We start from the raw sequence: 22,439 nt of genomic DNA, 5'->3' as shown, positions 1-22,439 counted from the left end.
TCCTAAATGGGGAACGGCTGGCGGCACCTCAAGAGGCAGCTGCGCGAAATTAGCAGGGTACGGCTTTTCACTACGTTGTGACCAAGCCTGATTGGCGACGGAACTTTTTCGCTCCTACGTTAGTTTTATGTCAAAGGAGGTAACCATGAGCAGTTATCATACAGAAGTGCAGAACCTGAACTACAACGCCGCAACGCGGTGCTTTGAAGCTTTGGTCGTGTTCCACGAAGGCCACGAGACACGCAAGGTTCCGATCTCCGCGCCGTTGCCAATCGCGACTGACTTCGAGGCAGTTTCCACCATCCTTGTTGCCCGCGCCAAGTCTCACCGCGCCAAAGGCCGCGCGAAGATGATGGCGCGCTCCCCCGCGCAAAAGATGGGCAAACTCGTCCACCTCAACGACATGATCCGCCAGTTCAAGGCGACGATGGGCTTGTCCGATATGTCCACCGCAGCTTGACGCCAAGACATCAGACGGGCAGCTAGGGGCAAATCCCTAGCTGCAAAGGCCAATGCCATGTCTGATGACCGACTGATCGTTGCGATCGACCTCCCGAACGCGCTTGCCGGACTGCAATTGTCCCAAAATCTTGGCGATAGCGTGAATTTCTACAAAATTGGCCTCGGTATGCTAACCGGCGGCGGGCTGGCCCTCGCCAACGAGCTCAAGGATGAGCACGGCAAACGCATCTTCCTCGACATGAAACTCTTCGACATTGGCGCCACCGTAGAAGCAGCGGTGCGCGGCCTGTCACAATTCAACCACGACTTTCTAACCGTTCACGGCGACCCGCATGTGGTCCGCGCCGCCAAAGAGGGTGCCGCAGGCTCCGACATGAAAATCCTCGCCGTCACCGTGCTGACCTCGCTGGACCGCGCGGATCTGGACGACGGGTGCATCAAGTCCGGCGATATTCACGAAATCACAATGGAACGCGCCGCCCGCGCGCTGGAGGCAGGCGCCGATGGCGTCATTGCCTCCCCGCAGGAAGCCGCCGTTATTCGCGCACTGCCAGAGGCCGAAGGCCGTTTGATCGTCACCCCCGGTGTACGGCCCACTGGCTCCAGCATGGATGATCAAAAACGTGTCGCCACCCCTGCGCGCGCAATTGGCGACGGCGCCGATCACATTGTGGTAGGCCGCCCCGTTTGGCAGGCCGCCAGCCCGCGCGATGTTGCGCAAGCCATCCTTAGCGAACTCCCATAAGAAAACGGGCCCCTCTTTGCAGAGGAGCCCGCTTCCGGTCTCGGGGGAGAAGACCTAGGGAATTAGTTTACCAGACGCTCTGCAGCGGAGTCGTTGCTCAGTGCGAATTTGGCTTGAACGTTGCGGCTTACGTCAGCGCCAGCAATTTTTGCGTTCTTTTCAGCAGCAGATTCGTTGGCAGCAAGACCGACGCGCAGTGCCAGTTCGGCGTTGCCTGTCGATGTTTCGTTGATCACGCGCTCTGCAGCAGAGTCGTTGCTTGCTGCGAAGAATGCTTGTGCGTTGCTTACGTCAGCGAAAGCAGGTGCAGTTGCGGAAAGGGCGATAACAGTTGCGATGATAGTTTTCATTGTGTGTACTCCAATTTGGTTTTTGTCTTGTTCGGCGTTGTGCCGTTGATGAACCTAATTTGGGGTATGTGAGGGTAACTCTCAATGCACAGGGGCGTGATAATGGCGCACGATAAGTGCGTCAGTGAACAGACTTGGTGCAGGGTTGATCAGCCGATCACGACGCTGTGAGAACCGATCAAATCGACATATTTTTTGAAACTATCTCGACGGAAGAAACGTTTAAGCCCGTTCAAAAAGAACGGGCTTTGCCAAGTCGTGCGTCATCCCTGAAAGGGAATCAAAAGAATCAGTTGTCGTTGATGTCTTTGTCCCAGATTTTCACCTGACCGTCGCGCCGACCGAAGTATTGGCGCAAGCCCAACCAGACAATCAGCGACACCGCCCCGTAGATCGACAAGGTGATCGGCAGGGACTCCATCATCATGTCAGCAGGCCCCACACCCGCTGCGAACACAACCCCGACCAGCGCCGCCGCAAGAGCGAAGCCCAGCAGGATGTAGCCCGGCATCAGAATTTCCGCCACGCCCAACACCAAGGCCAGCGCGAACCAAACCCAATACTGGTTCCAAAGGATCAACTGCTCCATCAGGTCCGCCCTTTCAGCAATTTGAATGCATCGCCAAATGCATCAAGCGCCGCTGTTGGCAGCAGCACGGTTTGCTTGCCCGCGCCTTTCGCCACTTCTGACAACGCCTCGACTTGTTTTAACGCCACTTGGTACTGCGCGGCCTCTACGCCGTTCTCCCTGATCGCAACCGCGACCACTTCGGTGGCGTAGGCTTCGGCGTCCGCTTGGATGCGGCGGGCCTTGGCGGTTTGCTCTGCGGCGTAAAGCTCCGCGTCGGCGTTCAGCTCCACCGACCGCTTGGAGCCCTCGGCCTCCGTCACCTGCGCGCGGCGCGCACGTTCCGCGTTCAACTGCTGCATCATCGCGGCGCGCGTTGCGTCATCCAGATTCACATCCAGAATTTCGGCGCGCGTCACTTCGATACCCCAGTCGTCCACAACCTTCTCCAGTGACTTCTGGATACGGTCGATCAACTGACCACGGTTCGACTGAACTTGGTCCAATTCCAGCGTCCCCAACTCGGAGCGCACGATCCCCACCACAGTTGTCATGATCGCCGCGTCGATGTCGCGGATACGGTAGACGGTCTTTTCCGGCTCGATGATCCGGTAGAACACGCTGGTCTCTACCTGCACCAATACGTTGTCAGAGGTGATTGCATCTTGCTGGCTGGTTGGAAGCTGGCGTTCCAGAATGGAAATCTTATGCGCCACGCGGTCAAGGAACGGCACGATGAAGTTGATGCCAGGCCCAAGCACCGAGCGGAGCCTGCCAAAACGCTCGACCACGAATTTGTCGCTCTGCGGCACGATCCGAACGCCCGCAAGGACGACGACCACAAGGAAAACGAACAACAGCAGGAACACTGCGTTGTTGCCCAGAAACCCAATAATAATATCTTCCATCAATATAATCCTTCACTACCCTACCTATATATATGGGGTTCGCTTAGCCCGTTTAGAAGCCAGAAACCGCCCGAGCGCGGCGAAAACGGCGCCGCGAGTCTTTCCAGATACACCCCTAAAATTCGGCCAAATAGCCTGTATATGCTGGGGTTCCCCACGGGGAACGTTGATTCCAAACGGCTTTTAGCGCCCTCCGCGCCCGATATTGCCGCCCCAGCGCGGCTGGCGTATCACGGCTATATGCCATCACTTTGCCGCACCTGTTTTCACCAGTATGACGCTGGCCCCCGCTGCCCCACCTGCGGGTCGCCGCGTGTGATGTCGCATCCTGAACTCTTTGATCTGTCCATTGCGCACATGGATTGTGACGCCTTCTATGCCTCCGTCGAGAAACGCGACAACCCAGCGTTGCGCGACAAGCCGGTGATCATCGGCGGCGGGCGGCGCGGCGTGGTCTCCACCGCCTGTTATATCGCCCGTATCAAAGGTGTGCGGTCCGCGATGCCGATGTTCCAAGCGCTGAAGCTGTGCCCCGAAGCCGAAGTCGTGCGCGGGCGCATGGACGTTTATGTTTCCGTCTCGCGGCAAATCCGCGAGCTGATGCAAGAGTTGACCCCCGCCATTGAGCCGCTGTCGCTGGATGAGGCATTTCTGGATCTGACCGGAACACAAAAGCTGCACCACGCCCCGCCCGCCGTGATGCTGGCGCGGCTGGTTAACAAAATGGAAAGCGAGCTGGGGATCAGCGGCTCCATCGGGCTGAGCCACAACAAGTTCCTCGCCAAGGTGGCCTCCGATCTGGACAAGCCTCGCGGGTTTTCTGTCATCGGCAAGGCCGAGACCCACGACTTCCTGCGCGACAGGCCCGTGTCGATGATCTGGGGCGTTGGGGCCGTCGCCCGTGAAAATCTGGAGACCGCAGGCATTCGCACCTTCGCGGACCTTCTGCGGTGGGAGCGCCAAGACCTGCACGCGCGGTTCGGCTCTCTGGGGGAGCGCCTTTGGCATCTTGCCCGTGGCCAAGATCACCGCCGCGTGTCAGCGCATGAACCGATCAAAGGCATCTCCAACGAGACCACCTTCAACGACGACACCGCCGACGCCGAGCTGCTGGACGGGCACCTGTGGCGGATGGCCGAAAAGGTCGCGGACCGCGCCAAGGCCAAACAGATCGCGGGGCGCGTTGTGACGCTCAAGCTGAAAACCGCCAAGTTCAAAATCATCACCCGCCGCCAGTCGCTGCGCGACGCGACGCAGCTCGCCGACCGGATTTACCGCACGGCACGCGACTTGATGGCCAACGTGAACGAGGGGCCGTACCGCCTGCTGGGCGTCGGCATCTCGGACCTTACACCCGAAAGCGACGCCGACCGCACGCCTGACCTGCTTGATCCCGATGCGGCAAAGCGCACGGACGCGGAACGGGCCACGGATAAGATTCGCGAACGGTTCGGGCATGACGCCATCAAGAAGGGGCGCGCGTTGCGCTAGGGGCTACTCGGCGGCCAGTGGCAGCTTTTGCTGACCGATCTGGGCGATCTGCTCAACGATTCGCGCCATCAGTTTGCTGAAGCTGTCAAAATTGCCATTTGGCCGGATATGTTGCTCGTTCATATAAAGCCCACGGTCGATTTCGACCTGCACCGCGTGGTGCCCGCGCGACGGGTGGCCGTAGGCTTGCGTAATATAGGCACCGGCAAACGGGGTGTTGCGGCTGACCTTTAGGCCGGCCTCCAGAAAAATCGTCTCGATCCGCTCCACGATATCGCCATGCGCGGCGGCACCGAAGCGGTCACCCAAAACCACCTCTGGGCGCGACAGGCCGGAGTGGGTCATCGCCCGCACGGCCTCATGCGGCATGGAGTGAAAATCCACCAGAACGGCGCGCCCGAAACTCTGTTTCGTCTGCGCCATCAGGTCGCCAAGGCGGTCGTGGTAGGGACGCCAATAGCGGTCAATCCGCGTGTTCGCCTCCTCCAGAGTGATTTTTCCTGAATAAATCGCGCGACCGTTGGCCACGACCCGTGGAATCACCCCCAAACCGGAGGCAATGCGCGGGTTGTGCCCGCGCCTGCGCACGCCTTGGACGACGGCGGGGTCAAGCTCGTCACAGGCGCGGTTCAAATCCAGATAGGCCCGCGGGACGGTCGCAGTGAGAATAGGCACGCCAAACTGGGTGGCAGGCGCGATCAACTGGTCCATGAAGGCATCTTCGGACGACCTGATTTGCACGTCATCCAGCACTGAGCGACGCAGAAATTCGCGACTGTAAAACCGCCCGCTATGGGGGCTGGCAAAGACCATGCTACTGGTCTGAACCTCGGGCAACGTCACTGTATAGGCGTCATTGGTCATGCCTGCTCCTGTTGCAAAGAGTATAGGGCGAAAACTTGACAGTTCAAAAGCCCTTGAACAGGTTTACGACTCCTTCTATAGAGCGCGGACCAACGTGCTTCGGCTGCGTCTCAATTGATGTGAGATCGGTCGAAAAATTGTAGGTCAGATGCGCGCTTAGCTCAGCGGTAGAGCACTTCGTTGACATCGAAGTGGTCACTGGTTCGATCCCAGTAGTGCGCACCATCTGAAGTTTTAATTGAAGGCGCCCCACCGCGCTGGACGAATAGGAGAAGAGACATGAAGGTTAAGAACTCGCTTCGCTCCCTGAAGTCGCGCCACCGGGATTGCCGGATCGTGCGCCGCAAGGGCCGCGTTTACGTGATCAACAAAACCCAGCCTCGCTTCAAAGCCCGCCAAGGTTAATTCTTGGGCTTAGCTAGAGCGCTTCGGTGTTTTTAGATTTCAAAGGCCGCTCCTTCGGGGGCGGCCTTTTTCGTTGGTGGGTGAAATCATCAACGATGAGCGCATAACGTTTGCTATACCGGCTTTACTGACTTTCGCCGCAAGTGTCCCAGCGACCCCTTCGGCAAACCATTCAAAAACGGTCCTTTTGGGATGGGTTTGCACCGTAGTTCAATGCGGACCCAACGCCCAAAACTACATCATCCAAACGTAACGTCTGCAATGGCAAGGCTGAGGCCAAATCCAATCAAGGCGACCCCAAAGGCTCTATCGATCCAGTGGCTGAGACCAAGAAGTTTACGACGCAGCACAGGGGCACCAAAGAATGCGGCAACAAGCCCGAACCAGATAACATGCGCCAGAGAGATGAAACCGCCGTAAGCGATGCGCACCACCAATGGCGTCGTGGCACCGACCACTTGGGTGAACAGGCTGATGATAAAGATCGCAGTCTTCGGGTTTAGGGCATTTGTCCAAAACCCGACACGCAGGGCCGCGGCATCCGAAAGGACCCTATTAGCGGGCGCGTCGACTTCACTGCGCGGACGGCTCATAACCATTTTTGCGCCCAGCCAGATCAAATAGGCAGCACCCGCCAGCTTCATGATATCAAGCAACCAAGGCGAGTAACGGAGCATCACGCCGATGCCCAACAGCGTATAGCTGACATGCACCAGAACGCCTGCGCCAATGCCGAGCGCAGTCAATATCCCCGCGCGTTTTGAGAGCGTAAGCGCATTGCGCGACACCATTGCAAAATCTGGCCCCGGGCTGAGGACAGCCAGAAGTGTAATCGTAATAATCGCAAACCATTCAGTCATAATGTTCCCCTTTGGATGGGGCCTGACTAGGTCATTGGCGCTCCTGCGAAAAACGATGACTTCTGACACTATTGGTGATTTAATCTGACAGATGCGAAGCCCCATAACTTCTCTGCCTGCCTTGCCATGCTTCCGCGCCGCTGCGGAGTTTGAAAGCTTTAGCAAGGCGGCAAATAGCCTAAATTTAACCCATAGCGCAGTTAGTCGCGCCGTACGATTGTTAGAAGATGACCTAGGAATTGCCCTTTTTACGCGCCGAAATAGGTCGGTTTTTTTAACTGATGCGGGGCACAAACTCGCGCAATCTGTTGCACATGGGCTGGGGCATATCGAAGATACGATCAACAGTATCAGAACCGAACAGACCCATGCTTCGGTCACTGTTTCATGCGAACCCACGCTCATGATGCGCTGGCTTATCCCTCGCCTGCCCACGTTTCGCACGCAATATCCAGAGGCAGACATTCGGTTGGTTGCAGGCGGCGGTCCAGTTGCGCTTGGTGATGGAATTGATCTTGCGATCAGACGTGATGACTTTGATCTGCCGAAAAACTATAGCAAAGCGATGTTGTTTTCGGAGTTGATTGGCCCCGTATGCAGGCCCGACCTTCAAGACCGTTTTTTCCAGAATGGCCTACTACGCCCCGACGCGTCATTGTTGCACAGCCGAACGCGCCCCTCTGCATGGCACGCCTGGGCAAGTCTTTCAAAGACCGCTTTAGGTGTGCATCCTGAGACGGAATTCGAACATTTTTACTTTAGTCTGCAAGCCGCAATCGCAGGCCTTGGCGTTGCAATTGGGCCATGGCACCTTGTGCAAGACGATCTGGACGCAGGCATTTTGTGCGCGCCAGCCGGATTTGTGCAAGATGGTAGCAGCTATGTTTTGTTGGCGCCCGAAGGTAACGCCGAACAGAATGTGCAATCCTGTTTTCGTGACTGGCTAACAGTCCTCGTAACAAACGAACGCCACCTGTCGCGAACCTTTTAAGCTTACGCCAAAAACCCTGTTCAAAACCCAAGTGGTTGTTGAAGGTCTTTGACCGCAATTGGATAGCGGACACCTGTGCAAAACACACCATCGATCGCTCTGGGCTCGAAACCGATCTCAGCAGAGATGGAATGCTAGCTCCGCCAGTCAAAGAAGTCCTTGGGGGCGCGGGCTGTTAGGCGGTCCGCCACGGCGCGGCCCATTTCGGCGGCGTCTTCGATAGTGGACGACTCTGCGTCGCTGAGCGCCTCTGTGCCGTCGGGGCGCAGGATTTCGGCGCGGAAGTTTACCGTGCCGCCGTCCAGCTCTGCCAACCCAGCGATGGGTGTCTCGCAGGAGCCTTCGAGTTGCGCCAGATAGGCGCGTTCGCATGCCAGCCGTTGGCCCGTGGGAATATCGTGGATCGCCGACAGCATCTCTGCCACGCGGGCATCATCGCCGCGCCGCTCTATCCCGATGGCGCCCTGCGCCACGGCGGGCAGCATGTCGTCGGTTTCGATCCCCGTGGCGGGAATCGCGTCCAGCCCCAAGCGGTTCAACCCCGCCATCGCGAGGAACGTGCAGCTCGCCACGCCCGCGTTCAGCTTTTTGAGCCGCGTTTGCACGTTGCCGCGAAACTCAACCACGTCCAGATCGGGGCGGCGATGCAAAATTTGCGCACGGCGGCGCAGGGAGGATGTGCCGACGGTGGCCCCCTGCTCCAGCTGCGAAATGGAATTCACCGTCAGGGATACAAACGCGTCGCGCACATCTTCGCGCGGCAGATAGGTGTCGAGCAGCAGGCCTGCGGGCTGCTCCACCGGCATGTCCTTCATCGAATGCACCGCGATGTCGATCTGGCCGGACAGCAAGTCGTCCTCGATCTCGCGGGTGAACAAACCCTTGCCGCCGATTTCCTTCAAGGGACGGTCCAGAATGGCGTCGCCCGTGGTTTTGATCACCACCACCTCAAAGACTTCTTCGGGCAAATCAAATGCTGCCATCAGTCGCGCGCGCGTCTCATAGGCCTGCGCCAAAGCAAGGGGCGATCCGCGGGTGCCAATCCGCAAGGGTGAGGTCGGGGTGGGAAGGTTCAATGCCATGGTTGCCTGCATAAATGGGCATAGTTGGGCTGACAAGCTGTCGCCTTGACATTCGGTCGCCCGAGCGCGGACAAGAGGTCGCAACATAAGGAGTTTGGCGATGGCCCAGCAAAAGACAATCATGCGCGCCTTAGCAGGCGAAACACTGGACACGCCGCCGATCTGGATGATGCGCCAAGCGGGCCGCTACCTGCCGGAATACAAAGCCACCCGCGCAGAAGCCGGCGACTTCCTGTCGCTGTGCTACAATCCGGAGCTGGCGACAGAAGTGACGTTGCAACCGATCCGCCGCTACGGGTTTGACGCGGCGATCCTGTTTGCCGACATCCTGCTGCTGCCGCAAGCCTTGGGCGCTGACCTGTGGTTTGTCACCGGCGAAGGCCCACGGCTGTCGACGGTCACGGGTGCGGGCGATTTCGCCAAACTGAAAGGCGCGTCCGATGTGCATGAGCATCTGGCCCCCATCTACCAAACCGTGCGCAACCTTGCGGGCGCCTTGCCGAAAGACACGACGCTGATCGGCTTCGCGGGCGCGCCGTGGACGGTGGCCACCTATATGATTGCGGGCCAAGGTACGCCGGATCAGGCCCCCGCACACAAGCTGCGGGTTGAAGACCCTGCCACGTTTGACGCGCTCATTGACCTGATTACAGCCTCGACGATCGAATACCTGTCGGCGCAGATCGAAGCTGGTGCGGAAGTGGTGAAGCTGTTCGACAGCTGGGCCGGATCGCTGAAAGGCGACGCGTTCCAGAAGTATTCGCTGGAGCCCGCGCAGAAGATCATCACCGCGCTGAAAGCCCGCCACCCGAACACGCCAATCATCGCGTTTCCACGCGAAGCGGGTGACAACTACATCGGGTTCGCCAAGGCCACCGGCGCGGATTGCGTGGCGTTGGATAACTCCGTCTCCGCCGACTGGGCCGCAGAGCATGTGCAAGTCGACGGCTGCGTCCAAGGCAACCTTGCATCGCGCCACATGGTGACGGGCGGGCAGGATCTGGTGGATGAAACCCGCGCCATCGTCAAAGCCTTCTCCAAGGGGCCGCATATCTTCAACCTCGGGCACGGCATCACACCAGACGCCAACCCTGACAATGTGCAGTTGATGATCGACACGGTGCGCGAAACAACCGCGTAGATTCACTCTCTTTTCACTGGAATAACAGCCGCCCGTCCCGCTAGGGTCGGGCGTATGATGACCCGTATCCTGTTCGCGCTTTGCGCTGTAATCGCTCTGTCTTTCCCTGCGTTGGCCCAAGAGGCCACGACCGCCGAGGATGAGGTGACCGCCCCCGCCCAAGCCGTCTCGGTGGAGCCTGTCGCCCGCGACGACGAAATCGCCAAGCGGGTGGTGGAGATCATGCGCTCAACCGGCTGGTACACATCCGCCCGCGTGGAAGTGAAAGACGGCATCGTCTTTCTGGACGGGCGCACCAACACCGTCGACCACAAGACATGGGCGCGCGAATTGGCGTCCAAGACGCAAGACGTGGTGGCCGTGGTCAACCGCATTCAGGTGACGCAAGAAGCCAACTGGTCCTTTGCCCCTGCCCTGTCGGAGATCAAGGATCTGGGCAACCGGATCATCACCTCCCTTCCGCTGATTTTATTGGCCATCGTGATTTTGCCGTTCACGTGGTGGCTGTCGTCGCTGGCGGCGCGCGGGTTGCGGCGCTGGTTCCTGAGCGGCGTGGGCTCGCCCTTCCTGCGCGACATTCTTGCGCGGACGATTGCCCTGCCGATCTTTCTGCTAGGGCTGTTCATCGTATTGCAAGTCGCCGGACTGACGCAGATTGCCGTATCGGTGGTTGGCGGCGCGGGGGTTTTGGGGATCGTGGTCGGCTTTGCCTTTCGTGACATCGCGGAGAACTTTCTGGCGTCATTGCTGCTGTCCATACGCCGCCCGTTCCGCGCGGGCGAATACATTGAAGTCACCGGCATGGGCGGCACCGTTTTGTCGATGAATACCCGCTCCACCGTGTTGCTGAGCCCTGAGGGCAACCACATCCAAATCCCGAACGCGGCGATCTTCAAGAACACCATCGTGAATTATTCCGCCTCCGCCAACCGCCGCGACACGCTGGAAGTGGGTGTTGGCTACGACGTATCGGTGGCGCACGCGCAGGAGATCATTTTGCAGGTGATCGCCAGCCACCAAGCGACATTGGCGGAACCTGCGCCGATGATCCTGGTGGACAGTCTGGGCAGCTCCACGGTGAATATCAAAGCCTACTTCTGGATCGATGCGCACGCGTACTCCGTCCTGAAAGTGAAGTCCGCGTTGCTGCGGCTGATCAAGAAGGCGCTGACGGAGGAAGGCATCTCCATGCCGGACGACGCGCGGGAGGTTATATTCCCGCAAGGTGTGCCGGTATTGCAGCTTGGCGGCAAAGCCGAAGCCCGCGCGCAGCAGATCGCCAATCAGGAAATCAGCGAAAGCGTGCATGAGTTGGGGACCGTGGTTGAATCCGCCTCTGCCTCCTCCGAGGCGGAGGGCAACCTTGGCAACGAGCAGGAGCAGATCACCGAGATTGCCGCCGACGCTACCGTTGAGGAAGGCGAGACCGACCTGCTGTCGGACAAGGCCTAGCGCCTAGATCACCGGAAGCGCGCCGCGTGACTTTGTGTTGCGCAGCACGAAATTGGTGTTCGACGACCGCACTAATCCGGACCCCAGCAATCGCTGCATCAGGTAGCGCTCCAAATCTTCGGGGTCTTGCGCCACGATCTTGAGCACATAGTCGCTATCACCTGTGATGGCGCTGCATTCTGTGATCTCGTCGTCGGATTGCACGAGCCGGTCAAACGCTTCGATGGAGGCAGTCGTGTGGTCCAGCAAGGACACGTGCACATAGGCCAGCGCCCCCAGCCCCAGCTTTTTGCGGTCCAGAACGGCCACGTAATCCTCGATCAGCCCCGCGTCCTCCAACCGCTTGATCCGGCGCCAACAGGGGGAGATCGACATGTTCACCGCCGCCGCCACATCCTTGGTGCTGAGGCGGGCATCCTTTTGCAGCAGACGCAGTATCTTCTTGTCGGTATCATCAATGATCATTCGACATGTTACCCTGATTTTCCGCATTGAGGGAAATATTTACCCCATTAGATCAGTTTTACCCGACAACGAGAACAAAAATACCGCCCCACGCGTCATATCCTACCCGTGGCGGAGGAAATGACATGACAAAACACAGTGCCTACACGGCCAAAGTGGCGGATGACGCCGGATATATCGACTACACGTCCGAGGAGGACGGCGTTTGGCGCGATCTATATGCGCAGCAGCTTCCGAACATTCGCGCGCTTTGCGCGGCGGAGTATCTTGCGGGTTTCGACACGCTTGGCCTGCCCGACGACCGCGTGCCGCAATGCCCCGACATATCCGCCCGCCTGCGCGAGCTGACCGGCTGGCAAGTGGAGCCAGTGCCCGCGCTGATCGGCTTTCGCCAGTTCTTCACCATGCTGGCCAATAAAACCTTCCCCGCCGCGTCCTTCATCCGCAGCAGAGCGGATTTCGACTACATCAAGGAGCCGGATATCTTCCACGAGATTTTCGGTCACACGCCGCTGCTGACCGACCAACGCTTTGCCAGCTTTTCCGAAGCCATCGGCAAGGCGGGGATGACGGCGGAGGCAAAGGATCACGCGTGGCTGATCCGGTTATATTGGTTCACCATCGAGTTCGGCCTGACAAGGGACGGTGGGGCGTTCAAGGCGCTTGGCTCCGGTCTTGCGTCGTCCCCCACCGAGCTGCCGCACAGCGTACACGGCGCGGATGTTATAAGGCGCGAATTCAACGTCATGGACATCTTACGCACGCCCTACCGGATCGACATCCACCAGCCTATCTATTTTGTGCTAGAAGACATCGACACGTTGCTTCAGGCCGCCGAACGTGACCTGATCGCAGATGTTCACGCGGCCCAAGACCTTGGGCTGTTCGCCCCCGCATATCCCCCAAAACAAAAGGCAGGATGACATGACCACTGACACGGACCTGAACCAGCAATCTTGCGATGTATGCGCGGGCGGCGGCGTTGTGATGACGCGCGCCGAGGCCGAAGAGAAAATGCCACAGCTGCACGGCGACTGGGTATTGGACGACAACACCAGCAGCCTGACCCGCGAGATGAAATTCAAAGGCTTCGCCAAGGCTGTTTACCACGCCAACATCGCCGCCTTTCTGGGCGACAAGGAAGGCCACCACCCCGATGTGCAATTCGGGTGGGGCTATTGCAGGGTTATTTTCACGTCACACGAGTTGGGCGGGCTGTCGCCCAACGACTTTATCTGCGCCGCCAAATTTGACGCGCTGGTGGGCTAGCTCAGGTCCATTTGGCGACGGGCGGCAGGCTCATCAATACGGCGTTCGCGTCATGGCCGGTTTCCAGCCCGAACTTGGTGCCGCGGTCGTAGACCAGATTGTATTCGGCATAGAGGCCGCGGTGGACAAGCTGCGCCTCTTTGTCGGCGTCGGTCCACGGCGCGTCACGCCATTTTTCGGTGACGCCCATGAAGGCGGGCAAAAAGGCGCGGCCGACGTCTTGGGTAAAGGCAAAGTCGCGGTCCCAGTCGCCGGTGTTCAGGTCATCATAGAAAATGCCGCCCACGCCACGTGCGCGATTGCGGTGCGGGACGTAGAAATATTCATCCGCCCATTCCTTGAAGCGCGGGTAATAGGTTGCGTCGTGCTTGTCGCAGTAGTCCTTCAGGACGCCGTGGAAAAAGTCCGTGTCCTCCGCGCGCTCTATGCAGGGGTTCAGGTCGGAGCCACCGCCAAACCACCACGCGCCCGGCGTCCAGAACATGCGGGTGTTCATGTGAACCGCAGGAGTCTGCGGGTTTTGCATATGCGCCACCAGCGAAATACCAGCGGCCCAGAACCGAGGGTCATCGGCCATGCCCGGCACGCCGCGCGCGGCCATCGCCTTCTGCGCGCGCTCGCCCAACGTGCCGTAAACGGTTGAGACATTGACGCCGACTTTCTCGAACACGCGCCCGCCGCGCATAACGCTCATCAAGCCGCCGCCCGCGTCGCTGCCATCTGCCGAACTGCGCTTGGTTTGCGAGACTTCGAATTTGCCCGCAGGTTGATCCGCGAAGGGGCCAGTGGCTTGCGTGGCTTCCAAACCCTCGAACGCGGCGACGATATCGTCGCGCAGGCTACGGAACCACGCGGAGGCTTGGGCTTTCTTGGTGTCAAAATCGTCAGTCACGGGCTTGTCCTACTTTTATTTACCGTGTGCTAACATCTGCGAAGGACAAGTGTCACGTTCCCTTGCGGTCGCAGCTGGAGTATTGTCGCGTCATGAATAAAGCCCTGATTATCCCGTTCGTGCTGCTGGCCGCCTGCGCCAGCCCCCGTGAAACCTGCGAGCAGGAGGCGGTGCAGGATCTGCGCATCGTGCAAGCGCTGATTGAGGACACGCAAGCGACGCTGGATCGCGGCTATGCCATCCAGACCGAAACCCGCACGGTGATTTACACCAACTTCTGCATCGGCACGGGGATCGGCGGCGACGGCAGGTTCAGCTTTTGCAACTACCCGCAGCCCGTCACCACCAAGAAACCGGTGGCCGTCGATCTGGAGCAAGAAAAGCGCAAATTACGCTCGCTTAAGGCCAAAGAAACCGAATTGAAACGCGAAGCACTTTTGAAGCAGCAGCGTTGCGAATTGCGGTTCCCCGCCGAGACCTAAAATGCCTCTTCGGCCATGTAGTGGCACGGTGCATTTTCACCACTAGATGTGGCTGCGGCACTTCAACGACACCTGCAAACTTGCTGAAACTAAACTGTTTTCGGAATGCCCCCTTTGTGCTACGTGTGATTCAAAGGTCGATGATCGGCTGAAAATAATAAATGGAGATGCAACGACATCTCCGAGGCAAAATGGGCAGGCGTCGTGATTTTACGTCTTTTAAACGCAGTCCGCTTGGGACTGGTTATTCTTGTGGCATCTGCATGGACCGGGGCGTCGAACGCCGCCCCCTATGCAGCCCTTGTTATGGATGCGCGGACCGGCGAGGTGCTGCATTCGCGGAATGCGGATACACGGCTGCACCCAGCGTCCCTGACAAAGATGATGACGCTTTACGTCGTCTTCGATGCGATCCGTCGCGGGGAGATCACCTTGGAAACCAAGGTGAAGATTTCGCGCAAGGCTGCCGCTGAGCAGCCGTCAAAGCTGGGCCTGAAATCTGGTCAACGCATCGCCATCCGCTATCTGATCCGCGCGGCATCGGTGAAATCCGCCAATGACGCCGCCACCGCGCTTGGGGAGGCTGTGTCCGGCTCCGAGGCCGCATTTGCCCGTCGCATGAACGCGATGGCCAAGGCCCTTGGCATGACCAACACCACTTTCAAGAACGCTCACGGTCTGACCGAAAGCGGCCACCTGTCCACGGCCCGTGACATGACCACGCTGGGGCGCCACCTGATCTACGACTACCCGCAGTACTACAACCTGTTCTCGCGCCAAACGACCCATGCTGGTGTGAAGCAAGTGTCCAACACCAACCGCCGCCTTTTGCAAAACTACAAAGGCGCTGACGGCATCAAAACAGGCTACACCCGCGCCGCCGGTTTCAACCTTGTGGCCTCTGCGGAGCGCGGCAACGAGCGTGTGATTGCCACCGTCTTCGGCGGCACATCCACAGCGGCACGTAACGCCCGTGTGGCGGAACTGCTGGACATGGGCTTCAAACGCGCCCCGTCCCGCGCCACGTTGAGCAAGCCGTCGCGTCCAAATCTGTCCGTGCAGGAACCGAAGGTTATCAAGGTTGCGCCAGCCATCACGTCACGCAGCCCACGGCCTGCGCAACGGCCTGATCGCGGCCCGTCGGAGGAAATGCTGCTCGCCATTGTTGAGAGCGTGGACAACAACGTGATCCAGTCGCGCAACGAAGTGGCCACCCGCGCGGCCTCCCCCACCGATTTGGCGGGGGCCACGGTTACGCCTGTGCGCAGACCACAAAATCTGGTGCAGACCTCGATCGAGCTGGCGGAGCCACTTAGCAAGCCCAAGCCGCGCCGGATCATCACCCGCGCCTCTACCTCGGGCGGGCGTCACTGGTCCATCTCGCTGGGTCGTCACACGACCCGCGACCGCGCGGAGCGTTTGCTGCTGAAGACCGCGCTGCAAGAGATCGGCACGCTGGACGAAGCCCTGCGCAAGGTCGTGAACCGCCCACGTGGGTGGGAAGCAAACTTCGTGGGCCTGTCACAAGGTAAGGCCACGTTGGCCTGTCAGCGCCTCAGCGCACGCGGTCATAACTGTGAAGTACGCGGCCCCGGCGCATCCTAGGCAGGATACGCTAACCCGCCTTTAGGTCCAGCGCTGCGGCCAGCAATTGCTGGGTGTAGGGGACTTGCGGGTTGGCAAACAGCTCTTCGCTGTTGCCAGCCTCAACCACATCGCCCTGCTTCATCACCAGAACCTTATGCGACATCGCGCGCACGACTTTCAGGTCGTGGCTGATGAACAGATAGGCCAGCCCGTACTTCTTTTGCAGATCGCGCAACAGCTCCACGATTTGCACCTGCACCGTCATATCCAGCGCCGACGTCGGTTCGTCCAACACCACCAGCTTGGGCCGCAGGATCATCGCGCGCGCAATGGCGATACGCTGGCGCTGGCCACCGGAAAATTCGTGTGGATAACGGTGCATCATCTCGGGCTTCAGGCCCACTTCGGTCATGATATCGGCGACCATCTGGCGGCGATCCTGCCCTGGCTTGGTGCCATGGACGCCCAGCCCTTCGGCGATGATCTGCTCCACCGTCATACGTGGGCTGAGAGAGCCATAAGGGTCTTGGAACACGATTTGCATGTCCGCACGCAGCGGGCGCAGCTCTTTGGAGCTTAACCCTTGGATGTCGCGCCCCTCAAAATGGATCGGGCCCTTGCTGGAGATCAGCCGCATGATGGCCAGCGCCAACGTCGTTTTGCCTGACCCGGATTCGCCAACAATACCCAACGTCTCCCCCGCGCGGACGGAAATGCTGGCCGCGTTCACGGCCTTCACATGCCCCGTGGTACGTTTGAGCAGGCCCGTCTGGATCGGGAACCAGATGCGCAAATCTTCGGTCGACACCATCTCCTTAGCGCCTGCGGGCACGGGGTCGGGGATGCCCGTGGCCTCCGCGTCAAGCAACAGCTTGGTGTAGGGGTGCTGCGGGTTGTCAAAAATCTCGGCCGTCGGGCCGGTTTCTACGATGACGCCATGCTGCATCACGCAAACGCGGTCAGCGATTTTGCGCACCACGCCTAGGTCATGGGTAATGAACAGCAGCGACATGTCTTCGCGCTTTTTCAAATCCGCGAGCAGTTCAAGAATTTGCGCCTGAATGGTCACGTCGAGCGCGGTTGTCGGCTCGTCCGCAATCAAAAGCTCCGGCCCGTTGGCCAGCGCCATGGCGATCATCACGCGCTGGCGTTGCCCGCCAGATAGCTGGTGCGGATAGCTGGACAGGCGGCTTTCCGGATCGCGGATGCCGACCTTGTTGAGCAGCTCGATCACCCGCGCGCGGGCGGCATCGCCGCGCAACCCTTGGTGCAGGCTCAGGCTTTCGGTGATCTGCTTTTCCAGCGTGTGCAGCGGGTTCAGCGACGTCATCGGCTCTTGGAAGATAAAGCTGATGTCGTTGCCGCGCACTTGGCGCAACTCGCGCTGTGTCGCGGCGGACAGGTCACGGCCGTCGTAGCTGATCTGCCCCGTGACCGTGGCGCTATCGGGCAGAAGCTGCACCGTCGACAGTGCCGACACCGATTTGCCGGAACCGGATTCGCCCACCAAGGCCACGGTTTCACCACGGTCCACATGGAAGCTTACGCCTTTTACGGCCTCGGTCACTTCGCCATCTTGGCGAAAGCTTACCCGCAGGTCTTTGACGTCCAGCAGCACAGTCATTGGAAGGTCTTTCTGGGGTCAAATGCGTCGCGCACGCCCTCGAATATGAACACAAGCAGCGACAACATCACCGCGAAGGTGGTGAAAGCCGTGATCGCCAGCCACGGGGCTTGCAGGTTTTGCTTGGCTTGCAAAATCAACTCCCCCAGTGACGGGGCGGAGGCGGGCAAGCCGAAGCCCAAGAAGTCCAGCGCCGCTAACATCCCGATGGTGCCCGTGACGATGAATGGCAGGAACGTCAGCGTCGCCACCATGGCGTTGGGCAGCATGTGGCGGAACATAATCGTGGTGTTGGACACCCCCAAGGCACGCGCTGCGCGGACGTATTCAAAGTTGCGCGCACGCAGGAATTCCGCGCGCACCACGCCCACCAAAGCGGGCCAGCCGAACAGGATCGACAGGAACACCAACAGCCAGAAGCTGCGGCCCAGAATAGCGAACATGATGATGATGACATAGAGGCTGGGTGTCGCGCCCCAGATTTCCAAAACGCGCTGGAAGATCAGATCGACCCGCCCGCCAAAGAAGCCCTGCACAGCCCCCGCCGCGATCCCGATCAGGGAGGACGCCACGGTGACCACCAAGGTGAAAACGATCGACAGGCGGAAGCCGTAGATCACCCGCGCCGCCACATCGCGCGACGTGTTGTCGGTGCCCAGCCAGTTCATCGCGTCAGGGGCCGCGGGGGCCGTGCCCGGACGGTCCACGATGGTCGTGTAGCTGAACGGGATGATTGGGGAGATGATCCACCCCTGCTCCACCGGCTCCCCGTTAAAGGTGCCTGTCGCGGCCTCTTCCATCACGGCGTCAGGGTCATCCCAACAGTCCTCGATGCCGCCGGTCTTGATCAGGCATTGTATCTCTATGTCGCGGTACACGGCTTCGGTGCGCAGATCGCCGCCAAAGGCGGTTTCCGGATAGAAGCTGGTGATCGGGGTAAACAGTTCCCCACGGTATTTAACCAAGATCGGCTTGTCGTTGGCGATCAACTCCGCGCAGAGCGACAGGCCGAACAAGACGGAGAAAATCCACAGCGACCACAACGCACGGCGGTTGCGTTTGAAGTTGGTCCAGCGGCGCTGGTTCAGGGGAGATAGCTTCATGTCTCGCGACTTTCAAAGTCGATGCGCGGGTCTACGAACACATACATCAGGTCCGACAGGATGCCGACGATCAGGCCCAGCAGGCCGAAGAAATAAAGCGTCCCGAACACCACCGGATAATCGCGCGCGACCGTGGCCTCGAACGCCAAGCGGCCCAACCCGTCGAGCGAGAATATCAACTCGATAATCAGGGAGCCCGTCAGGAAAATCCCCATAAACAGGCTTGGGAAACCGGCAATTACGATCAGCATCGCGTTGCGGAACACGTGGCCATAAAGAACCTTACGCTCCGACAGGCCCTTGGCCTGCGCGGTGATCACATACTGCTTCTTGATCTCGTCGAGGAAAGAGTTCTTGGTCAACAGCGTCAGCGTGGCAAAGGCCGCGATGGTGGAAGCCGTGACCGGCAGCACGATGTGCCACAGGTAGTCCAGCACCTTGCCCACCGCGCTAAGCTGGTCAAAATCGTCGGACGTCAGACCGCGCAGCGGGAACCACTGGTAGAACGAGCCACCGGCGAAGAACACCAGCAGCATGATCGCAAACAGGAACCCGGGGATGGAGTAGGCCATGATGATCAGCGCAGAGGTCCACGTATCAAAGCTGGAGCCGTCACGAACCGCCTTGCGGATACCCAGTGGGATCGACACCATATAGGCAATCAGGGTGGACCACAGACCCAGCGTGATCGACACGGGCATTTTCTCCAACACCAGATCAATCACACTGACGGACCGGAAGTAGCTTTCGCCGAAATCGAACCGCAGATAATTCCACATCATGTTGAGGAACCGCTCCACCGGCGGTTTGTCGAAGCCGAACTCTTTCTCCAGCTTGGCGATGAATTCCGGCGGCAAGCCGCGCGCGCCCTCGTATTTGCTGTCGGTGCTCAGGCTTTCCAACTGGCTGTCGTTGCTTCCGCCGGAGATGCCCTCGAACACATCGCCCTGACCTTCAAGGTTGGCGATGATCTGCTCGATCGGGCCACCAGGCACGAACTGCGTTAACGCGAAATTCACGATCATGATCCCGATCAATGTCGGGATCACCAGCAACAGCCGTCTGAGGATATATGCGCCCATATCGGGGTCGTACCGCCTGTTCTATCCGACGCCTCTAGAGGGCGCCTTTTGCCTTCAAGGCCGCAGCCTTGTCAGCGTTATACCACCAAAAATCAAGATGACCCAAGGCCAGCGGCGGCAATTTTTCGGGGTGCTCAAACATATCGTAATAGGCGACCCAGAAGGTGTCATTGTACCACGCGGGGATCATGATCCGCGCGGCGCGCAGGATACGGTCAGCGGCGCGCACGGCGGCTTGCATCTCCTCCAGCGTCTTGGCGTCCAGCATCACCTTGATCAGCGCATCCACCGCCGGAGAGCTGTAACCCGACGGGTTGAATAGCGAATACTCCGCATCTTCAGAGCCGAAGCGCTGCGAGATGCCGTTGTCTTCTTGGATGTAGTTCGCGTAGCCGTCGTAGATCATATCCCAGTCAAACCCGCGCTCGCGGTTGGTGTATTGGGCGGGGTCGACGCGGGTGTATTTGGCTTGGATGCCCACGCGCTTCAGATTCTCGATATAGGGCTGGATCAGGCGGTCGTAGGCGACGCTGCCCGACAGAAACTCAATCTCCAGCGGCTTGCCGTCTTTCGACAAAACACCGTTCGCGTCAGCTTCCCAGCCGGCCTCTGCCAGCAGCGCGTTGGCCTTGCGCATGTTCTTGCGGTCCAATTGCCGACCGCTGCTTTTGTGCGCCATCACCACAGGCTCTGTCAGGACGGATTTGTCCTCCAGCAGGTGCTCGACGGATTTGAGATACTCCAACTCCAACCCTTCGGCCACGCCATGCGCCGCCAGATCGGTGTTCTGCCAGAACGAATCCCGCTGGGCGAACAGGCCGAACTGCAATGTCTCGTTGGTCCATGTAAAGTTATACATCAGCTGCAACGCCTCGCGCACGCGCGGGTCGTCGAACTTGTCGCGGCGCAGGTTGAAGACCATGCCATATGCTGGGGGCAGGCTGCCGTTTGGCAGCTCCGCCTTCACGATGGTGCCATCCTTCACGCCCGGAAAGTCATAAGCCGTGGCCCACTTGAGGGAGCTGCTTTCGCGGCGGAAGTTGTAGACGCCGCTTTTGAAGGCCTCCATCGCCGCCGTGTCGTCGGCGAAATACTCGATGCGGATGCTGTCGAAATTCCAGCGGCCCTTGTTGATCGGCAGGTCCGCGCCCCAATAGTCAGGGTTGCGCTCGTAGATCAGGCGGCGGGGCGGGTCGATGACCTTCGCCACATATGGCCCAGAGCCAACAGCCGGCTCCAGCCGTGCGTCTTTGATGTTGGCGTTATTCGCCTCGAACCATGCTTTAGAGAACACGAAGGATGCGCCCGCTTGCAGGATCAAGCCCTTGCGCGGCAGACCGTCGTTGAAGGTAAATTTGATTCGGTGATCGTCCAGCGCCTCATAGCTTTTGTAGAACTTGGATACGGCCTTGGCGAAGGACGGCAGGCCGTCCGTCAGCGCGCTGTTCACGGTGAAGACCACGTCATGCGCCGTCAGGGGCGTTCCGTCGGAAAATTTTGCTTCTGGGCGCAGGTTGAAGATCACCCATTCCTGACTTTCGGGATACTCCAGCGACTCGCACAGCAGGCAGTAGGAGCCGTAAGGGTCATCATCCACGGTGACCATCAACTGCTCAAACGCGTTGCCTGACAGCGCACCTGCGCGGCCTTTGCGGCTGAACGGGTTCATGCTGTCAAAGGTGCCTGACGCGGAGACCGACACCTCGCCGCCCTTTGGGGCGTCGGGGTTCACGTAGTCCAGATGCGCGAAACCTTCGGGGTATTTGAGTTCGCCAAAGTCGGAAAATCCGTGCGCCTTGATGATCGTCTCCGCCCGCGCCACGTTCACGGAGGTCAGCGTTGCCGCCACCAATAACAAACCTGCGCCCATCCATTTCATCCTGCGGCTTTGCGCGGGGTGGCGGCGGGCAAGGGCTTGCGAGTGGCGGTTCTTCATTTGGATCCTCCGGTGTTCGATCATGGGCGCGTGACGCTTAGGCTACGATAAAAGAAGTTGGATGTGTCCAACAATCAAGGCCGATTGCGCAATTGTGAGCAATGAGACGCACCCCAAACGAAAAAGACCGCCCTTTTGGGGCGGCCTTTCATGAATTCTTGTCGATTTGGCTTAGCCGCCGACCGTTTCGAGGTAGGCAATCAGGTTGGCGCGGTCTGTTGGCTTCTTCAAACCGGCAAAGCCCATCTTGGTCCCTGGCGCGTAGCCTTTAGGGTTTTCAAGGAAGGCTTGCAGCTCTTCAGGCGTCCATGCGCCGTCGATGCCAAGCAATGCGTCGGAGTAGCCGTAGCCGTCCATCGCTGCGATGTCTTTGCCAACGATCGCGTAGAGCGACGGGCCAGTGCCGTTCGCGCCTTCGTCCAGTTTGTGGCAAGCTTTACACTTGGAGAAAACCTTTGCGCCTTTCTCGGCGTCGGCTGTTTCCATCAGGGCTGCAAAGTCGACCTCTACCACTTCCTCTTCGACGTCGGCGTCGCCGCCTTCCACTTCGATGACATAGGCTTGCACATGCTCATCGCCATGACCGCCGTCGCCGCCGTGATAGATGATATCTGCGGCCCAGCTGCCCAGAAGGAATACCAGAAGCGATCCGCAAGCGGCGCCTAGGACTTTGGTCATTG

At 59.3% G+C, this 22,439-nt stretch carries 24 protein-coding genes and 1 tRNA gene; 12 read left to right on the top strand and 13 right to left on the bottom strand.

The features are described from left to right. The first annotated feature begins 145 nt into the window (after window positions 1–145). Together BLW66_RS15860 and pyrF are read left to right on the top strand one after the other, a co-directional pair. Window positions 146–460 carry a hypothetical protein gene (locus BLW66_RS15860; protein WP_089948217.1) on the top strand — a complete coding sequence of 105 codons (315 nt, stop codon included), beginning with the start codon at window positions 146–148 and terminating at the stop codon, window positions 458–460. Window positions 461–517: 57 nt separating this feature from the next. Continuing rightward, window positions 518–1,207 (top strand): orotidine-5'-phosphate decarboxylase, encoded by a 690-nt coding sequence (gene pyrF, locus BLW66_RS15855; RefSeq protein ID WP_089948214.1) that lies wholly within the window; start codon window positions 518–520, stop codon window positions 1,205–1,207. 62 nt (window positions 1,208–1,269) lie between these two features. Here pyrF and BLW66_RS15850 read toward each other — a convergent pair whose 3' ends face one another. The 3 genes from BLW66_RS15850 to BLW66_RS15840 all read right to left on the bottom strand — a co-directional run bounded on the left by BLW66_RS15850 (window position 1,270) and on the right by BLW66_RS15840 (window position 3,036). After that, window positions 1,270–1,557, bottom strand: a complete 288-nt coding sequence (locus BLW66_RS15850) for a hypothetical protein (RefSeq protein WP_089948212.1) — start codon at window positions 1,555–1,557, stop codon at window positions 1,270–1,272. A gap of 289 nt (window positions 1,558–1,846) precedes the next feature. Continuing rightward, window positions 1,847–2,146 (bottom strand): NfeD family protein, encoded by a 300-nt coding sequence (locus BLW66_RS15845; RefSeq protein WP_089948209.1) that lies wholly within the window; start codon window positions 2,144–2,146, stop codon window positions 1,847–1,849. Beyond that, window positions 2,146–3,036, bottom strand: coding sequence for an SPFH domain-containing protein (locus BLW66_RS15840; RefSeq protein WP_089948207.1), 891 nt, complete (start codon window positions 3,034–3,036; stop codon window positions 2,146–2,148). The genes BLW66_RS15845 and BLW66_RS15840 overlap by 1 nt, the downstream gene beginning before the upstream one ends. A 237-nt stretch (window positions 3,037–3,273) precedes the next feature. On the opposite strand from BLW66_RS15840, the gene BLW66_RS15835 reads away from it, so the two are divergent. Next, window positions 3,274–4,524: a DNA polymerase IV gene (locus tag BLW66_RS15835; protein ID WP_089948278.1), complete on the top strand. Its 1,251-nt coding sequence runs from the start codon at window positions 3,274–3,276 to the stop codon at window positions 4,522–4,524. Window positions 4,525–4,527: 3 nt separating this feature from the next. Here BLW66_RS15835 and BLW66_RS15830 read toward each other — a convergent pair whose 3' ends face one another. Then, complete coding sequence (locus tag BLW66_RS15830) at window positions 4,528–5,388, bottom strand: N-formylglutamate amidohydrolase (protein ID WP_089948204.1); 861 nt, start codon at window positions 5,386–5,388, stop codon at window positions 4,528–4,530. A 150-nt stretch (window positions 5,389–5,538) separates the two neighbouring features. On the opposite strand from BLW66_RS15830, the gene BLW66_RS15825 reads away from it, so the two are divergent. Both BLW66_RS15825 and ykgO read left to right on the top strand, forming a co-directional pair. Continuing rightward, window positions 5,539–5,613 (top strand) — tRNA-Val (locus BLW66_RS15825). Between the two features lie 54 nt (window positions 5,614–5,667). Next, the gene (gene ykgO, locus BLW66_RS15820) at window positions 5,668–5,793 is read left to right on the top strand and encodes a type B 50S ribosomal protein L36 (RefSeq protein ID WP_009828855.1); all 126 of its coding nucleotides are present in this window, start codon (window positions 5,668–5,670) and stop codon (window positions 5,791–5,793) included. 239 nt (window positions 5,794–6,032) lie between these two features. Here the strand turns inward: ykgO and BLW66_RS15815 are convergent, their stop codons facing one another. Beyond that, complete coding sequence (locus BLW66_RS15815; RefSeq protein WP_089948201.1) at window positions 6,033–6,653, bottom strand: LysE family translocator; 621 nt, start codon at window positions 6,651–6,653, stop codon at window positions 6,033–6,035. A 91-nt stretch (window positions 6,654–6,744) separates the two neighbouring features. Here BLW66_RS15815 and BLW66_RS15810 point away from each other — a divergent pair, with 91 nt between their 5' ends. Next, entirely contained in the window at window positions 6,745–7,644 is a 900-nt protein-coding gene (locus BLW66_RS15810; RefSeq protein WP_170833505.1) for a LysR family transcriptional regulator, read from the top strand. A 134-nt stretch (window positions 7,645–7,778) separates the two neighbouring features. Here the strand turns inward: BLW66_RS15810 and hemC are convergent, their stop codons facing one another. Then, window positions 7,779–8,726: a hydroxymethylbilane synthase gene (gene hemC, locus BLW66_RS15805; protein WP_089948276.1), complete on the bottom strand. Its 948-nt coding sequence runs from the start codon at window positions 8,724–8,726 to the stop codon at window positions 7,779–7,781. Between the two features lie 100 nt (window positions 8,727–8,826). Between hemC and hemE the strand changes: the two genes are divergently transcribed. Both hemE and BLW66_RS15795 read left to right on the top strand, forming a co-directional pair. After that, a complete protein-coding gene (gene hemE / locus BLW66_RS15800) occupies window positions 8,827–9,867 on the top strand; it encodes a uroporphyrinogen decarboxylase (protein ID WP_089948198.1) in 1,041 nt (346 codons plus the stop codon). Between the two features lie 54 nt (window positions 9,868–9,921). After that, window positions 9,922–11,319: a mechanosensitive ion channel family protein gene (locus BLW66_RS15795; RefSeq protein ID WP_089948195.1), complete on the top strand. Its 1,398-nt coding sequence runs from the start codon at window positions 9,922–9,924 to the stop codon at window positions 11,317–11,319. A gap of 3 nt (window positions 11,320–11,322) precedes the next feature. Here the strand turns inward: BLW66_RS15795 and BLW66_RS15790 are convergent, their stop codons facing one another. Next, window positions 11,323–11,784, bottom strand: a complete 462-nt coding sequence (locus BLW66_RS15790) for an Lrp/AsnC family transcriptional regulator (RefSeq protein WP_089948193.1) — start codon at window positions 11,782–11,784, stop codon at window positions 11,323–11,325. A 125-nt stretch (window positions 11,785–11,909) separates the two neighbouring features. Here BLW66_RS15790 and phhA point away from each other — a divergent pair, with 125 nt between their 5' ends. Both phhA and BLW66_RS15780 read left to right on the top strand, forming a co-directional pair. Further along, window positions 11,910–12,707 carry a phenylalanine 4-monooxygenase gene (gene phhA / locus BLW66_RS15785; protein ID WP_089948191.1) on the top strand — a complete coding sequence of 266 codons (798 nt, stop codon included), beginning with the start codon at window positions 11,910–11,912 and terminating at the stop codon, window positions 12,705–12,707. A 1-nt stretch (window position 12,708) separates the two neighbouring features. Beyond that, the gene (locus tag BLW66_RS15780; protein ID WP_089948188.1) at window positions 12,709–13,053 is read left to right on the top strand and encodes a 4a-hydroxytetrahydrobiopterin dehydratase; all 345 of its coding nucleotides are present in this window, start codon (window positions 12,709–12,711) and stop codon (window positions 13,051–13,053) included. Between the two features lies 1 nt (window position 13,054). On the opposite strand, the gene hemF is transcribed toward BLW66_RS15780, so the two are convergent. Further along, window positions 13,055–13,945 (bottom strand): oxygen-dependent coproporphyrinogen oxidase, encoded by an 891-nt coding sequence (gene hemF / locus BLW66_RS15775; RefSeq protein WP_089948186.1) that lies wholly within the window; start codon window positions 13,943–13,945, stop codon window positions 13,055–13,057. A 92-nt stretch (window positions 13,946–14,037) separates the two neighbouring features. Between hemF and BLW66_RS15770 the strand changes: the two genes are divergently transcribed. Beyond that, window positions 14,038–14,427 carry a hypothetical protein gene (locus tag BLW66_RS15770; RefSeq protein ID WP_089948184.1) on the top strand — a complete coding sequence of 130 codons (390 nt, stop codon included), beginning with the start codon at window positions 14,038–14,040 and terminating at the stop codon, window positions 14,425–14,427. Window positions 14,428–14,631: 204 nt separating this feature from the next. Beyond that, complete coding sequence (locus BLW66_RS15765; protein WP_455327306.1) at window positions 14,632–16,032, top strand: D-alanyl-D-alanine carboxypeptidase family protein; 1,401 nt, start codon at window positions 14,632–14,634, stop codon at window positions 16,030–16,032. 10 nt (window positions 16,033–16,042) lie between these two features. On the opposite strand, the gene BLW66_RS15760 is transcribed toward BLW66_RS15765, so the two are convergent. The 5 genes from BLW66_RS15760 to BLW66_RS15740 form a co-directional block, all read right to left on the bottom strand. Then, a complete protein-coding gene (locus tag BLW66_RS15760; protein WP_089948181.1) occupies window positions 16,043–17,638 on the bottom strand; it encodes an ABC transporter ATP-binding protein in 1,596 nt (531 codons plus the stop codon). After that, entirely contained in the window at window positions 17,635–18,741 is a 1,107-nt protein-coding gene (locus BLW66_RS15755; RefSeq protein WP_089948178.1) for an ABC transporter permease, read from the bottom strand. Before BLW66_RS15755 ends, BLW66_RS15760 begins: the two co-directional genes overlap by 4 nt. Continuing rightward, window positions 18,738–19,823 (bottom strand): microcin C ABC transporter permease YejB, encoded by a 1,086-nt coding sequence (locus tag BLW66_RS15750; protein WP_089948175.1) that lies wholly within the window; start codon window positions 19,821–19,823, stop codon window positions 18,738–18,740. The genes BLW66_RS15755 and BLW66_RS15750 overlap by 4 nt, the downstream gene beginning before the upstream one ends. Before the next feature lie 34 nt (window positions 19,824–19,857). After that, window positions 19,858–21,759 (bottom strand): extracellular solute-binding protein, encoded by a 1,902-nt coding sequence (locus BLW66_RS15745; protein ID WP_089948172.1) that lies wholly within the window; start codon window positions 21,757–21,759, stop codon window positions 19,858–19,860. Window positions 21,760–21,930: 171 nt separating this feature from the next. Beyond that, window positions 21,931–22,437 (bottom strand): c-type cytochrome, encoded by a 507-nt coding sequence (locus BLW66_RS15740; RefSeq protein WP_342027828.1) that lies wholly within the window; start codon window positions 22,435–22,437, stop codon window positions 21,931–21,933. Window positions 22,438–22,439 lie beyond the last annotated feature (2 nt).

The sequence above is a fragment of the Litoreibacter albidus genome (genome assembly GCF_900107015.1).
Taxonomy (GTDB): domain Bacteria; phylum Pseudomonadota; class Alphaproteobacteria; order Rhodobacterales; family Rhodobacteraceae; genus Litoreibacter; species Litoreibacter albidus.
The sequence above is the reverse complement of the archived record's forward strand: the minus strand, read 5'-3'. Positions and strand labels throughout refer to the sequence as shown.